The organism is Hominenteromicrobium mulieris (assembly GCF_046197855.1).
In the GTDB taxonomy this organism is placed as follows: domain Bacteria; phylum Bacillota; class Clostridia; order Oscillospirales; family Acutalibacteraceae; genus Hominenteromicrobium; species Hominenteromicrobium mulieris.
Map to the genome: position 1 here is coordinate 3,099,533 of NZ_CP173188.1, position 14,541 is coordinate 3,114,073.

Sequence of the window (14,541 nt, forward strand, 5' to 3'; positions counted from 1 at the left end):
GGCTAAGCCGAGATGCTTTTTGCTTACGCTTCCGTCGCAGTGCCATGCTGCGGGTCGTGCTCGCGTTTGATGCAGCGGTCAAGCCACTTGCCTCGCAAATAATAAATAACGAAGATCACCGCCGTGATGACCCATGATACCGGGTAGTTCATCGCGACCATCTGCATCGTGTGCCAATATGGAACCACAAGCAATATCCACACTACGCGCAGACCGCATACGCCGATGCAGGTGATGAGCATCGGCTGCAAAGCCTCGCCGGCACCGCGAATCGCGCCGGACAAAATCTCGATAAAAACAAACGTAAAGTAGGACGGCGCCAATACCAAACAGAACTGCGCACCGATATTCACAACCTCCGCATCGCCCGTAAAGAACATCAAAAGCTGATAGCGGAAAATAAACAGCAGCGCGGAAAGCGCGATGATCGTGCCAAGGCACATGCCAAGGCCCACACGCGTGCAGCGCTTCATGCGGTCATACTGGCGTGCGCCGAAGTTCTGCCCGGCAAATGTCGTCACCGCAATGCCAAACGCGTTCATCACCATCCAGATAAAGCCGTCAATCTTGCCGATGGCCGCCCAAGCCGCGATAGCCGTCGTGCCAAAGCTGTTGATGCTTGCCTGAATGAGGATATTCGAGAATGAATACATCACAGACTGCAAGCCGGCCGGCAAGCCGATGCGGACCACATTCTTTAGAATGTCCTTGTGAAAGCGAATTTTGCGCAGCTCCACACGGTATGCTTCCTGCGTGCCCATCAGGCGGATCATCAAAAGCACGGCGCTGATCAGCTGCGATAGAATCGTCGCAAACGCTACACCGAACACATCCCAGTGAAACACCACCACGAACAATAAATCGAGTACCACGTTTGCAAGGCAGCACACAATCAAAACGTACAGCGGCATACGGCTGTCGCCGATGGCGCGCAGAACACCTGTGCCGATATTATAAATCAGGTTGCCGATGATGCCAAGATAATATACGTTCATGTACAAAACCGCGTCATCCATGATGTCGTCCGGCACACCCATCGCCAGCATTGTCGGGCGCGCCGTCACAATGCCGAAGACCATAATGACAACGCCGCCCGCCACCGCCAGCGCCATGGACGTGTGGACAGATTTAGAAAGATTTTCGCGGTCGTTTGCGCCGAAATATTGCGAAATAATGACCGTCGCGCCGGAAGCTACGCCGACAAAAAAACCTACAAGCAGGTTGATGACCGTGCCCGTCGTGCCCACAGCCGCCAACGCCTCGGTGCCGACAAACTGACCGACAATGATCGTGTCAACCGTGTTATACAACTGCTGAAAAAAAGTGCCGATCAAGATCGGAAAGAAGAAAAGCAAAAGCTGTTTCCAAATAACACCTTCCGTGATCCCGTTTTTTGTTTTTTCCAAACGTCCTCCCCCTTTGATACCCTATAACGCCTATTCTTAAACCGCGCTCCAAACACGCATACGCCCATTCTAACACCTTTTCTCCCATTTTTCAAGCGGTTACAAAAATAAAAGTACGAAATAGGATTTTAATTTGACATCTCAGGAGATAGCCGCACCCGTTTCCCGGCGCGTATATTTCAATCCTACCGTACGCAAAGCTTTTCGCGTGTGGTTCATCGAAAATTCCGCCGCCGGAAAGCTGTTCGGTGAATGGAACGACAAAGGCAAACTTTTTAGCCACTAAAAAGCGCCCGCAGGGTCAAACCTTGCAGGCGCTTTCACTTTACTTTTCTTTACTCCACATACGTAACGGGGAATTTCTTCTCCTTCACAGGCGTTTCTGCTGCCGCATAACCGATGGCCGCAATGCCGAATACCTTGTGGTTCTCCGGCACGCCGAACTCCGTCAAAACGGCGCGCACCTCAGGCACATCGCACGTGTCGGAAAGCTGGTTGATCCACACAGTACCAAGCCCCATGGAATGCGCCGCGAGGAAGATATTTTCAAGCGCGCAAGCGTTGTCCCAGGACGTGATACCCGTGTCGCCGATCAGCTCGTTCGACGGAATGATAAGCGCGGCGGGCTTATACATGTCGTACTTCTCGTTGCCGAGCGCCTTGCCCACAGCCATCGCAAGCTTCGTGATTTTCTCGCGATTTAAAACAGCAGAAAAATGCCATGTCTGGCGGTTCATCGCGCTCGGTGCATGCACAGCGCACTGCAAAAGCGTGTCGATCTTTTCTCTCTCCACCGGGCGGTCGTCATACGCGCGGACACTGCAGCGGGTCAAAATGTTCTGAATCACTTCATTCGTCATAAAAACGCTTCCTCTCTTTGATTTTTCGGGTATGTACCCTTATTTTTAAGCGGTCATCCGCTTATTGGCTCAAAATTTTTCCGCCAAAAGCGCGGCGATTTTCTCTAAAAATGCCTCATCTTCTGCGGTAAAGCGATCTTCAAACGGGCTGTCCACATCCAAAACAGCATAGACTTTTCCGTCTTTCATCACCGGCACCACAATCTCCGCACGGCTCGCGCTGTCGCAGGCAATATGCCCCGGGAACGCGTGCACGTCCGCTACGCGCAGCGTTTTCTTCTCCGCAAGCGCTGTGCCGCACACACCGCGCCCCGCTTTGATGCGGATGCACGCCGGTTTACCCTGAAACGGCCCTAAAAGCAAATTGCCATCCGGCTGCACCGTGTAAAAGCCCACCCAGTTGATGTTTTTCAGTGTTAGATTCAACAGTGCCGAAAGGTTCGCCATGTTCGGCACAAGCTCCGGCTCGTCTTCAATGAGTGCCTTCGCCTGCAAAACGACGTCTTCATACGTCCCGCTGCCTTGAAGCTCAAAACTCATTTTTTATACTCCTTGTAAACAAAGCGTTGACTTCATCGTGTGCATTTTCGCCTTTATACAACACATTGTATACCGCGCGGCAAATCGGTAAATCGGCTGAAACCGTCTTGCCAAGGCGCAAAAGCGCGTCCACGGCGTAATAGCCCTCCGCCAAATCGGTGTACAGCTCGTTTTTCACAAACTTCTCGCCGAACATGCGGTTGTGCGAATACGGCGAAAACAACGTCGCTTCGTAGTCACCGAGGTGACAAAGCCCGTAAGCCGAAAGCTCGTTGCCGCCTAAAGCGTCAATCAGCCGCGCAATCTCACGCGTGCCGCGCGCCATCAAAGCGCCTTTTAACGTCGAAAGCCCGAGGCCGTCCAGCATACCGGCGGCAATGCCGACGACATTCTTCGCCGCCGCACCGATCTCATTGCCGATGAGGTCCTGTCCGTAGTAAAAGCGAATGAGGTCGCTGCCGAATGATTCCACCAGCGTCTTTTTTGCGTCTTCGCTGTCGCTGTCAATGACCATGCAGTTCGGCACACCGGCCGCAAACTCCTGTACATGGCCGGGACCAACCCAAACGGCGACCGCGTTCGAGCTGTCACACTCCGCGGCACACACCTGGGAAAGCCGCATGCCGGTTTCAATCTCCACGCCTTTCATGCACAGCACGAAAATTTTATTTTTCAGCTCAAACGGCTGAAGCTCGCGCATCAGGCCGCGCAGGCCCTGCGAGTTGACGGAGATTACGATCACGTCGCTGTCTTTCACAGCGTACAAAGAATTTGTCAGATGTAAGGTTTCGGGCAGCTCTACAAGCCCGTTCGTACGGGTTTCGATGAGCTTTTGCATGTGGGCAGAGCTTTTCCGCCCGTAAAGGGAAACACTGTGGCCGATCTTATCGAGGTACCACGCGATAAACGTGCCCCAACGGCCGCAGCCGATAACGGTAATTTTCATAGGGAATGCTAAGGTCCTTCCAAAGGGGTAATGTAAGCGCGAAATTCAAATCACAGCTCTGTAAATAAATCTTTTGCGTCTTTGGCGTAAATGATGCCGGAAACGACGGCGAGCAAGGTTGCAATCGCCATCACGACAAAATTCATCCATGTAAATATCGGAGAAAGCGTCTCCGTCGGCAAAGCCAAAATGCCGTATGCGCCAAGATCGAGAATGTACTGCGTCAACAGCACGATGCAGATTGCGACAATCTGCGACACGGTTTTCGCCTTGCCCCAGTTGTTCGCCGGGATCACCCTGCCCTGCTCCACCGCAATAAGGCGGATGGACGTCACGGCAAATTCGCGGACCATAATAAGGAGCACAAATACCGTGTTCGTCATGCCGTTCGCCACAAAACAGACAAGCGCCGACATCACCATGATCTTATCGGCCAAGGGGTCCATCAGCTTGCCGAAATTTGTGATGAGGTGATCGCGCCGCGCGATTTTGCCGTCCAAGTGGTCGGTGTACGACGCAATGCCGAAAATTGCCAGCGCCACTAAATTGTGGTGTGGGAATATGTCGCCGGAAAGCAGCATGAAAAGCACAAAAAACGGTACTAAGACGATGCGCAGTATCGTCAGTTTATTCGGTAAATTCATAGCGGTTCTCCCGTTTAGACACGCGTACCGAACAGGTCGCCGTCAATGGCCTCGTCCACGTGCACCGTTACCATTTCACCGTAGTACGGCTTCGTTTCCGCAGAGAAAAACACCTTGCCGTCAATGTCCGGCGCGTCCATGGCGCTGCGGCCGAACCAGCATTCGGCGTAGCGATCAAAGCCCTCCGTCAACACGGTGATGTCCCTCCCAACCTGCTTTTCGCCAAGGCGGTCCATAATGTTCATCTGTGATTCCATGATGATCTCCGCGCGGTGGTTCTTCACCTCGTCGTCGATCTGGTCGGGCATCAAAGCCGCCGGCGTGCCCTCCTCCTGCGAGTAGGCAAAGCAGCCGAGGCGCTCAAATTCAATGTCTTTCACAAATTCCGCAAGCTCGGTGAATTCCTCCTCCGTCTCGCCCGGGAAACCCGTAATAAGCGTTGTGCGCAGCGTCACGCCCGGAATCTTCTCGCGGATCTTCTTCATCAGCGCCGTCAGGCTCTCACGGTCGCCGGTGCGGTTCATGCGCTTTAAAACGCGTGCGGAAGCGTGCTGCAGCGGCAGATCGATATACTTCACAATCTTCTCTTCCTCCGCCATCGTCTCCAAAAGCTCATCCGTCAAAGCGTCCGGGTAACAATAGAGCACGCGCAGCCACTTGAGGCCGTCAATTTTGCACAGGCGGCGCATTAGCTTTGCAAGGGAATATTCGCCGTACAGGTCAATGCCGTAGCGGGTCGTGTCCTGCGCAATAAGGATGAGCTCCTTCGCGCCGTTTTCAACGAGACCGCGCGCTTCTTCCTCAATGCTCTCCATCGTTCGGCTGCGGTAGCCGCCGCGGATCATCGGAATCGCGCAGTAAGTACATTTGTTGTCGCAGCCCTCTGCAATCTTGATATACGCAAAATAGCTCGGGGTCGAAAGCTCGCGCTCGCCGCACAGCGGCATTTTGCTCTTTTCGGGAAAACTCTCCGTAAAATCATTCATTGCACTTTCAATGCACGCCGCAATGTCCGCGTTCGCGCCGATGCCGAACACGCCGTCCACCTCGGGCAGCTCTTTGTGAATTTCCTCGCGGTAGCGCTCCGCAAGACATCCCGTCACCACAATCTTCTTGATGCGGCCCTCTTTTTTCAGTGTCGCAAGCTCCAGAATTTCATCGATGGATTCCTGCTTCGCGCTGTCGATAAAGCCGCAGGTATTTACGATTGCAACGTCCGCAAGCGCAGCGTCATCGCACAGCTCAAAGCCCGCGTTTTTCAGGTTCGCCATCAGCATTTCGCCGTCCACCTGGTTTTTGGCACAGCCAAGGCTGACCATTCCCACTTTAATTGCCATGTATATAACCCTTTCTCGGTGCATATCCAAGCCTTAGACATGCCCTTATATAATTTCTGTTCTGCCGCTACCTATTTTAGCAGAAAACGAGCGGCTTTTCAATCGAAATGCCGCCCGTTCACAAAAATCATACAATTATACGCGCAAAAACACGCTTGCCGCCCGGAAATCATGCCTTTTTTGCACACCCTGTCCGTCTCGCGCAACGCACAAAACGGCCCTGCAACCAAAGCAGCGCCGTTTTACGGTCATTCTTCTGAATTTAAGACAGAGAAGATCTCGTCAAAGCCGTAGCCATAGCGCTGCAAGGCGGCTACGGCACGGCGGCGCACTTTTTCGTCTTCGCGCGCCATGGGATACTTTCGCTCCAAAATGGCGCGGATGTTTTCCTCTGTTTCCGAACGTTCTGTGGAAAACTCGTCCATCACCGCGGCGATGAGCGCATCGTCAATGCCCTTTTGGCGCAGCTCCTGCTTTACGCGGCGCGCGCCGAATTTTTTGCGTGTGAAAAGCTCGTTTGCAAGGCGGCGGGCGTAGTCCTCGTCATTTAGTAAGCCCAGCTCTTCCATGTGCTCCACGGCGCTTCGGGCAGCCTCGCGGTCAAATTCCGCGCGGGTGATCTTGTTTTCCAGCTCTTTTTTGGAGTGGGCGCGGTGCTCCAAAAGGTACAGCGCCTTTTCCTCGGCGCGGTGCTTTGCGGATGCCTGCAAAAGCGCGTGCAGCTCCTCGTCGTCGAGCTCGTCGCCGATGGCAATGCCGCGGCGCAAAAGCGTTTCCGTGTCCACCTTCACCGCCGCTTCGCCGTCAATATAAAGCTGTGAAAGCCTGTGGCGGCGCGGGGCGATGTCCGTGATCTTCATTATTCGTCGTCATCGACCGTGATGTCGATGTCTGCCTGCACGTTCTTACGGGTGTTCTCCGCCTGCTCGGGGGATTCTTCCTCCTCGGCCTTTTCAACGGGCTTCGGCGCACTGCCGCCCTTGATGGACTTTGCGTAGAGCTTATCCGCATTCTGACGGACGAGCTCGGAAATTTCCTCAAAAATATCCGGGTTGTCGCGCAGGAAGTTCTTCGCATTGTCGCGGCCCTGACCGATACGCGTGCCGTTATACGAGAACCACGCGCCGCTCTTCTGCACGATCTCGAGTCTTTCGGCAAGGTCAAGCAGGTCGCCGACCTTCGAGATGCCCTGCCCGTACATGATGTCGAATTCGACCTCACGGAACGGCGGCGCAACCTTGTTTTTCACAACCTTGACCTTTGTGCGGGAGCCGATGATGTCGGTACCGCTCTTCAAAACCTCCTTCTTGCGCACATCGAGACGCACGGAGGAGTAGAATTTCAGCGCGCGGCCGCCCGGCGTGACCTCCGGATTGCCGTAGACAACGCCGACTTTTTCGCGCAGCTGGTTGATGAAAATGGCGACGCAGTTTGACTTCGAGATGGCACCGGCAAGCTTTCTTAACGCCTGCGACATCAAACGCGCCTGCAAGCCGACATGGCTGTCGCCCATTTCGCCCTCGATCTCCGCGCGCGGAACGAGCGCCGCCACGGAGTCCACAACGATAACATCGATGGCGTTGGAGCGCACGAGCGCCTCGGTGATCTCGAGCGCCTGTTCGCCGGTATCCGGCTGCGAAACGAGCAGAGAATCCACGTCTACGCCGAGCGCGGACGCATAGACCGGGTCAAGTGCGTGCTCCACGTCGATAAACGCCGCGTTGCCGCCCATTTTCTGGCCTTCGGCGACGCAGTGGAGCGCCAAGGTGGTCTTACCGGAGGATTCCGGCCCGTAGATCTCAATGATTCTGCCGCGCGGCAGACCGCCGATACCGAGCGCGAGGTCCAGTGAAAGAGAGCCGGTGGAGATCGCATCCACGTGCATGCCGTTGTTCTGGCCGAGGCGCATAACAGCGCCCCCGCCGAACTGCTTTTTAATCTGCGTCAACGCAGTCTCAAGCGCTTTGCGCTTGTCTTCGGGCTTGATGTCCTCCACTTTTTTGCTTACGGGGCTTTTATTTTCCTTCGCCATGGTTATATCCTCACTTCTTTTGAAATTTGGGTTATGGTTCCTGATGGATTGTGTTTCCGTCGAGCGTGGTTAAAGTTTTCGCCAACCTTTTTCAAAAGGCTGCGGTTTCCAAAGGTGAAACTCTTTTTTACTGCCTCTATTATACTAAATCCGTCGAAAAAAAGCAACGGTTTTCTCGAACATATTTTCTTTTCTTGCTGAGGTGAGCGAAAAAGCGACAGTTAAGAGGACATCACAGGACATCGGCGGACATCTTTTTGCGCAAAAAGGGCAGAACCCCGGAGAAAACCGGAACTCTGCCCTTTTTTAGCTTATGTAGAAATTACAGACCGAGCAGTTCGGTTGCCGCTTTCTCCATTTTTGCGATGATCTCATCGGACTCTGCGGCGGTTTTACCCTTGCCGGAGAGGTAAATTTTGATCTTCGGCTCTGTGCCGGACGGGCGGACGATGAGCTTGCTGCCGTTCTCCAGACGATACTCGAGCACGTTGGACTTCGGAAGCGTGATCTCCGTCTTCTCCGCGCCCTCTGTGCGCACGGAAAGCTGATAGTCGCTGTCCCCGACGACCTTGAAGCCGGCAATCTCTGCCGGAGCGTTGTGGCGCAGATGATCCATGATGGAATTCATCTTCTTCATGCCGTCTTCGCCCTCAAACGCGAAGTTGCACAGGGCGTTCTTGTAGTAGCCATACTTTTCGTACAGAACATTGATGGCATCGACGAGCGTCATGCCCTTTTCTTTGTAGTAGGAAGCCATTTCGCAGATGATCATGCTGCCGTCCACGGCGTCCTTATCGCGCACATAGCCGCCGGAGAGGTAGCCGTAGCTCTCTTCAAAGCCGAGCAGGTAGCGCTCCGGGTGGCCTTCGCTCTCAAGCAAAGCGATCTGGTCACCGATATACTTGAAGCCGGTGAGGGTACGGCGAATTTCAATGCCGTAATCCTTCGCGATGCCGTTGACCATATCGGTGGAAACAATCGTCGTGACCGCGACCGGGTCCTTCGGCATGGTGCCGAGTTCCGTTTTGCACTGTGCAATAAAGTTCAGGAGCAGAATGCCCACTTCGTTGCCGGTCATGAGCACATACTCGCCGTGCTGGTTGACGGCGATGCCTACGCGGTCACAGTCCGGATCGGTCGCGAGCAGCAGGTCGGGCTTTACGGTCTTGCAGAGATCAAGGCCCTTCTGGAGTGCTTCGCGGATTTCCGGATTCGGGTACGGGCAGGTGGGAAAGTTGCCGTCCGGCTCGCTCTGCTCCGGCACAACGGTGATATTCTTCACGCCGATGCGGTCGAGGATGCGCAGCACGCACATTTTGCCGCTGCCGTTGAGCGGGGTGTAGACGAGCTTGAGGTTATCCGCCGGCTTACCGAGGATGCTCACGCCGTAAACCGCGTCGATGAACGCGTTGACGGTCTCTTCGCCAATATATTCCGCCTTGCCGGAAGCAAGGGCCTCCTCAAACGGGATTTTCTTCACGTCCGCGAAAATATCGAGCGCTTCGATCTCCGCCATAATGCCGTCTGCCATGCCTTCCGTTACCTGACAACCGTCGTTGCCGTAGGCCTTATAGCCGTTGTACTTTGCCGGGTTGTGGCTTGCGGTAACGCAGATGCCTGCATCACAGTGCAGGTGACGCACAGCGAAGGACAGCGCCGGGGTCGGCATGAGTTGCGGGTAGAGGTACGCCTTGATGCCGTTTGCGGCGAGCACCGCTGCGGACTCTTTGGAGAACAGCACGCCCTTGTTGCGGCTGTCGTGTGCAATGGCAACGGAAAGGAGCTTACCCTCCGTGTTGTGCTTATTCAGGTAGTTTGCAAGGCCCTGTGTCGCCTTGCGCACCGTGTAGACGTTCATGCGATTCGTGCCTGCGCCAATGACACCGCGAAGGCCGCCGGTGCCGAAGGCAAGGTCTCTGTAAAAACGGTCGTTTATCTCCTCGGGCTGATCCTTAACGGAAAGCAGCTCTTCTTTCAAGTCGGGATCGTCCAGTTCGACGCTAAGCCATCTTTCATACTCGGTCATACTCTATTCTTCCTTCCATGGTTTAAATTTTCGGCAGTGCGAAAAAACGTATCTGCCTTATGTTAAATGCGGATGACCCGCACCTACACGCTATAATTAGATTACCATTTTATCTGTGCAATGTCAATGACAAATTGCGTCGCTCCATGTCAATTTATGTGTAAAATATTTGTTAGTATCCCGGCGGGCGAAACATCAACCAACCCACAGGTTGCGCGAAAGCCCGAGCAGGAGCCGGGGTTTAAGATATACAGTCCGTCGTCGTAGGTCTCGAGCGCCTCGTGCGTGTGGCCGAACAGCAAAAGATTCGCACCCGCTTCCCTTGCGGCGCACACAACGGTATAGAGCCCTGATTTCACATGGTAAAGGTGCCCGTGTGTGCAGAAAATTTTAGCGCCGTCAAGGTCTAAAATTTCGCGTACCGGCACGTCTGCGCAGCCGAGGTCACAGTTGCCGCGCACGGAGTAAAATGCGATATTCGGGAACAGGGCGCGCATCATTTGAAAATCGTTTTGCCCGTCGCCGAGAAAAATGACGGCATCCACGTCTCTGTGCTTTTCGAGCGTTTCGCGCATATAGAGCGGCATGCCGTGGGAATCCGAAAAAACCAGCAGTTTCATGAAAATTCTCCTTCTTTTGAATTTAACGCAGATGAGGTCTCATTTTTTCGCGCCGCGCATAAACTGTAAACGGAAGTTTCCCTAAAGGGAGGGTTTACCATGAACGAACGTGAAATACAATCGCTTTTGGCTTTGGCGGCGAAACGGCTGCACACCACGCCGGAAGCGCTGCGCGCCGCCGCCGAAAACGGCGACCTGCAGAACATTATGGGCGGTCAAAATAACGCGGCGGCTTCGCAGCTAAACCGCGTTTTAAGCGACCCGGAGGCCGCGAAAAAGCTGCTTTCCACACCCGCCGCGCAGAAACTGTTTGAGGCTCTCGGCGGCAAAAAATAGAAAGGAGGTGAGCGGCGGTGGAAGACCTGGCCGCAGCCGTACAATCCATTTTAAACGACCCGCAAAGCATGGCGCAGCTGCAGGGCGTGATGAACTCGCTTGGCATGAATCCGCCGCAAGCCCCTGCCCCGGCTTCGCCGCCGGTGCAGCAAAAACCGGCGGCCGCCGCGCCGCTCAATTTGCTGAACACTCTAAACAACAGCGATCCGATGACGGCGATGCTTTTGCGCGCCGCGCCGCTTTTGGCAAGCGCGAACCGCGAGGATGACTCCACGCGATTGCTTGCGGCGCTGCGCCCTTTGCTCGGCGAAGCACGGCAGAAAAAGCTGGATGAAGCCTCGAAAATTTTGAAGCTCTTGCACCTTTTGCCGCTTTTGAAAGAGAGCGGCGTTTTACAGAATATTCTTTGAGAAAGGCGGGGTAAAATGCCGAGTAACATGCCGGACGCACGCGCCGTGGAAGAAGCCTTGCGCCGCGCGCGGGAAATGCAGGGGCGCTCGGCGCATCACGCGCCGCCCCCGCCGGAAAAGTCAACGGAGGAATCGCCGCAGGGAAATGCGGAAACGTCAACTGAAATACCGAAGGAATTTCAGGCTGCGCCGAATAGACCTCTTTCTCCTCTCGATACGCTGCTAAAAGACAAGGAGCGCACGCTTTTGCTTGCACTCCTCCTTTTGCTTTACAACGAAGGCGGCAGTGCGGAGCTTTTGTTCGCGCTCTTTTATCTGCTTATCTGATCTGACCGTCGCCGCGGATGATGAATTTGTAGGAAACGAGCTCATTCAAGCCCATGGGGCCTCTGGCGTGCAGCTTCTGCGTGGAGATGCCGATCTCTGCGCCGAGCCCAAGCTCGCCGCCATCCGTGAAGCGCGTGGACGCGTTTACATAGACCGCCGCCGCATCGACCTGTGCCGTGAACCGCTCCGCCGCACGGAGGTTCTCGGTGACGATGCACTCGCTGTGGCCGGTAGAATACTGCGCAATGTGCGCGATGGCCGCGTCAAGGCTGTCTACGACGCGCGCGGCTAAGATATAATCGAGGTATTCTGTTGCCCAGTCCGCTTCGGTCGCGGGTTTGGCTTCGGACAGAAGTTCGCATGTGCGCTTATCGCCGCGCAGCTCTACGTTTTTCTCTTTGAGCTTATTTGAGATGACAGGCAGCGCCGCTTCGGCAATGTCCTTGTGCACCAAGATCGTTTCGATGGCGTTGCAAACGGACGGACGGGAGGTTTTCGCGTTGAAAATGATATTCGCCGCCATTTCGATGTCTGCGTCTCTGTCGACATACACGTGGCAGTTGCCGACGCCGGTCTCGATGACCGGTACCTTGGCGTTTTCCACCACGGCGCGGATAAGCCCTGCGCCGCCGCGCGGAATGAGCAAATCGAGGTACTCCGTCATGCCCATGAGCTCCACGCTGGACGCGCGGGAGGTATCCTGTACAAGCTGAACGCTGTCGCGCGGGAGGCCGGCGGATTCTATCGCATCGCGCAGAACCTCGGCGATGGCATTATTGGAGCGGAACGCTTCCTTGCCGCCGCGCAGAATGACGGCACTGCCCGTCATAAGGCACAGCGCAGCCGCGTCGCTCGTCACGTTCGGACGCGCTTCGTAAATGATGCCGATAACACCCATCGGCACCGTGATTTTTTCCACTTTAAGCCCTTTGGGGTTCGTTTCGCCGCTTAAAATGCGGCCCACGGGGTCGCGTTGGGCGGATACGTCTTCCACGCCCTTTGCCATGCCCTCCATGCGGGCAGGCGTGAGCGCCAAGCGGTCGAGCATGGCTTCGCTCATGCCGTTTTCTTTTGCGGCTTTAAGGTCTTCTTCGTTCGCGGCAAGAATTTCTGCCTGACGCGCGCGCAGGGCAGCCGCGGCGGCGTTTAATGCCGTGCGCTTTTTTTCGCCCGCGGTGCGCAGAACGGCGGCGGCTTTTTGGGCTGCGGCACCCATTTTTTGAAGTTCTGTCATACGCGTTGTGTCCCTTTCTGTAAATTACGGCATGAACACCGTGCCGATGTCCTCACCGTCGAAAATGCGGTAGAGGTTCTCCGGATCTTCGCCGGAGAGGATATATGTCGGGATATTTGCACGCCCTGCAATCTCTGCGGCGCGAATTTTCGTCGCCATGCCGCCTGTACCGCGTGCGGAGCCTGCCCCGCCCGCCATGGCACGCACCTCGTCGTCGATCTTCTCGATGACGCTGAGACGCTTTGCGTCGGGATAGGCCTTCGGGTTTTTGTCGTATACGCCGTCGATGTCCGTTAAGATCATCAGCACGTCTGCGTTGATGATGCTTGCGACGATGGCGGAAAGCGTATCGTTATCGCCGAAGTTGCGGCCCTCGAGCTCATCGACCGCAACGGTATCGTTTTCGTTGACGATCGGAATGACGTTCATATCGAGCAGCTCACGGAATGTATTTTCCACGTTGCGGCGGCTGATGGGCTGCGAGGTGACATCTGCCGTGAGCAAGACCTGCGCGACGTTCTGATGATATTCGCCGAAGAATTTATCGTAGGCAAACATCAGCTCGCACTGGCCGATGGCGGCAAGCGCCTGCTTTTTGGCGGTGTCGTCCGGGCGCTCCGGCAATCCGAGCTTGCCCATGCCCACGCCAATGGCGCCGGACGTAACGAGCACGATGCGACGGCCGCCGTTTTGCAGGTCGCACAGCGTGCGGCAGAGCTTATCGATGCGGCGCAGGTTCATTTTGCCGTTTTCGTATGTCAAGGTTGAGGTGCCGATTTTCACCACAACGGTTTTTACTGTATTTAAATCCATGACTTTATTTGTTTTCACCGCAAATTCGCGGCAAAAACGTCCTTTCCCCATTCTCTTTTCTGCTCCATTATACATGGAAACAACGCAAAAAGAAAGCCTTTTTGCAAAAACTCAGGCGTTAAAAACGTCTAAGTCTTCGCCGTTTACGACCTTGCCCGTGTAGCCCGCATCGCGGATCTCCTGCAAAATGAGGTCGCTGCGGCGGCGCGTTTCGGCTTCGACATCAATGGCGTTATCCTGAATATTCATGTGGTAAATGCGGTGGTAGGTGACGAGCAGCTTCGGCTGCGCTTTTTTCGCGACCTCGGCTAAATCTGTGCTGAGCGTATGCACCTCGCGGTGATATTTCTGCCACTTCGGTTCGCGCGCGGCAATGCCGGCGGCATACTCGACCTCGTGCAGCAGAATATCGCAGTTTTTGGCCTTTTCCGCGACGATGTCGAGCGGGGCGGTATCACCGCTGATGACAACGGTCTTCCCGCCTTTTGTTGTGAACTTATAGCCGTAGCTTTCGAGTGTGCCGTGGCTGACGGTGAACGCCTCCACGGTAACACGCTCGTCTTCGTAAATAACGCCCGGTTCAATCTCCGTCGCTTCCACCTTATAGCCGTTTTCGTTTGCGCGCTCAAAGCCGTGCAGGCGAAAATCGATATCGACCGCATAGGCAGAGAGCAGATGCTGCGCCATATTTCGGATTCCCTTCGGACCGAAGACCCCCAGCGGTTTTTCCCGTTCCAGCACCCACGGGGTGAAAATGAGGTCCGCAAACCCGGCGGTATGGTCGGTATGCAAATGCGTACAGAACGCGGTATCGAGCAGATCGGGTCTAAGGGCATCTTCGCCGCGGCGGTACGCTTCCGCTGCGCGTCTTACGACGCCGGGTCCAAAATCGACGAGGTACGCATGGCCGTCGACAACGACGGCGGAAGCCGGGCCGCTCGCCCACGGGCAGGCGTTCGGTGTGCCCGTACCGAGTAAAACAAGTTTCGTTTCCACGTTTATCATGCCTT

Annotated in this window: 16 protein-coding genes; 3 read left to right on the plus strand and 13 right to left on the minus strand. The window is 55.1% G+C overall.

The annotated features are described in order from the left end of the window. Positions 1–23 precede the first annotated feature (23 nt). The 10 genes from ACI0CA_RS15275 to ACI0CA_RS15320 form a co-directional block, all read right to left on the minus strand. Positions 24–1,406, minus strand: a complete 1,383-nt coding sequence (locus tag ACI0CA_RS15275; protein WP_412330414.1) for an MATE family efflux transporter — start codon at positions 1,404–1,406, stop codon at positions 24–26. Between the two features lie 335 nt (positions 1,407–1,741). Further along, positions 1,742–2,266 (minus strand): nitroreductase family protein, encoded by a 525-nt coding sequence (locus ACI0CA_RS15280; protein ID WP_417114456.1) that lies wholly within the window; start codon positions 2,264–2,266, stop codon positions 1,742–1,744. 69 nt (positions 2,267–2,335) lie between these two features. Then, positions 2,336–2,806, minus strand: coding sequence for a GAF domain-containing protein (locus ACI0CA_RS15285; RefSeq protein ID WP_343284483.1), 471 nt, complete (start codon positions 2,804–2,806; stop codon positions 2,336–2,338). Then, positions 2,796–3,752 (minus strand): NAD(P)H-dependent glycerol-3-phosphate dehydrogenase, encoded by a 957-nt coding sequence (locus ACI0CA_RS15290; protein WP_446806657.1) that lies wholly within the window; start codon positions 3,750–3,752, stop codon positions 2,796–2,798. The genes ACI0CA_RS15285 and ACI0CA_RS15290 overlap by 11 nt, the downstream gene beginning before the upstream one ends. Before the next feature lie 50 nt (positions 3,753–3,802). Next, the gene (pgsA, locus tag ACI0CA_RS15295; RefSeq protein ID WP_446806656.1) at positions 3,803–4,396 is read right to left on the minus strand and encodes a CDP-diacylglycerol--glycerol-3-phosphate 3-phosphatidyltransferase; all 594 of its coding nucleotides are present in this window, start codon (positions 4,394–4,396) and stop codon (positions 3,803–3,805) included. Positions 4,397–4,410: 14 nt separating this feature from the next. Beyond that, entirely contained in the window at positions 4,411–5,733 is a 1,323-nt protein-coding gene (gene rimO / locus ACI0CA_RS15300) for a 30S ribosomal protein S12 methylthiotransferase RimO (protein WP_417076866.1), read from the minus strand. Positions 5,734–5,981: 248 nt separating this feature from the next. Continuing rightward, on the minus strand, positions 5,982–6,593 hold the full coding sequence (locus tag ACI0CA_RS15305) for a regulatory protein RecX (RefSeq protein ID WP_176819584.1): 612 nt from the start codon (positions 6,591–6,593) through the stop codon (positions 5,982–5,984). Next, complete coding sequence (gene recA, locus ACI0CA_RS15310) at positions 6,593–7,765, minus strand: recombinase RecA (protein WP_446806655.1); 1,173 nt, start codon at positions 7,763–7,765, stop codon at positions 6,593–6,595. Before recA ends, ACI0CA_RS15305 begins: the two co-directional genes overlap by 1 nt. A 322-nt stretch (positions 7,766–8,087) precedes the next feature. Then, positions 8,088–9,791, minus strand: a complete 1,704-nt coding sequence (locus ACI0CA_RS15315) for a phospho-sugar mutase (RefSeq protein ID WP_308449441.1) — start codon at positions 9,789–9,791, stop codon at positions 8,088–8,090. A gap of 149 nt (positions 9,792–9,940) precedes the next feature. Next, the gene (locus tag ACI0CA_RS15320; protein ID WP_308449442.1) at positions 9,941–10,411 is read right to left on the minus strand and encodes a metallophosphoesterase; all 471 of its coding nucleotides are present in this window, start codon (positions 10,409–10,411) and stop codon (positions 9,941–9,943) included. A gap of 99 nt (positions 10,412–10,510) precedes the next feature. Here ACI0CA_RS15320 and ACI0CA_RS15325 point away from each other — a divergent pair, with 99 nt between their 5' ends. Genes ACI0CA_RS15325 through ACI0CA_RS15335 form a run of 3 tightly spaced genes read left to right on the plus strand, consistent with a single transcriptional unit; the run spans position 10,511 to position 11,484 of the window. Beyond that, positions 10,511–10,747 carry a hypothetical protein gene (locus ACI0CA_RS15325; protein WP_308449443.1) on the plus strand — a complete coding sequence of 79 codons (237 nt, stop codon included), beginning with the start codon at positions 10,511–10,513 and terminating at the stop codon, positions 10,745–10,747. A 17-nt stretch (positions 10,748–10,764) separates the two neighbouring features. Continuing rightward, positions 10,765–11,157, plus strand: a complete 393-nt coding sequence (locus ACI0CA_RS15330; RefSeq protein WP_308449444.1) for a hypothetical protein — start codon at positions 10,765–10,767, stop codon at positions 11,155–11,157. Between the two features lie 15 nt (positions 11,158–11,172). Then, positions 11,173–11,484: a hypothetical protein gene (locus ACI0CA_RS15335; protein ID WP_308449445.1), complete on the plus strand. Its 312-nt coding sequence runs from the start codon at positions 11,173–11,175 to the stop codon at positions 11,482–11,484. Here ACI0CA_RS15335 and ACI0CA_RS15340 read toward each other — a convergent pair. From ACI0CA_RS15340 to ACI0CA_RS15350, 3 genes are all read right to left on the minus strand, one after another. Then, positions 11,477–12,718 carry a glutamate-5-semialdehyde dehydrogenase gene (locus ACI0CA_RS15340; RefSeq protein ID WP_417422862.1) on the minus strand — a complete coding sequence of 414 codons (1,242 nt, stop codon included), beginning with the start codon at positions 12,716–12,718 and terminating at the stop codon, positions 11,477–11,479. The two genes, ACI0CA_RS15335 and ACI0CA_RS15340, sit on opposite strands and share 8 nt — an antisense overlap. Before the next feature lie 24 nt (positions 12,719–12,742). Next, the gene (gene proB / locus ACI0CA_RS15345; RefSeq protein WP_316687368.1) at positions 12,743–13,531 is read right to left on the minus strand and encodes a glutamate 5-kinase; all 789 of its coding nucleotides are present in this window, start codon (positions 13,529–13,531) and stop codon (positions 12,743–12,745) included. A 111-nt stretch (positions 13,532–13,642) separates the two neighbouring features. Next, positions 13,643–14,536 (minus strand): MBL fold metallo-hydrolase, encoded by an 894-nt coding sequence (locus tag ACI0CA_RS15350; RefSeq protein ID WP_417422861.1) that lies wholly within the window; start codon positions 14,534–14,536, stop codon positions 13,643–13,645. Positions 14,537–14,541 lie beyond the last annotated feature (5 nt).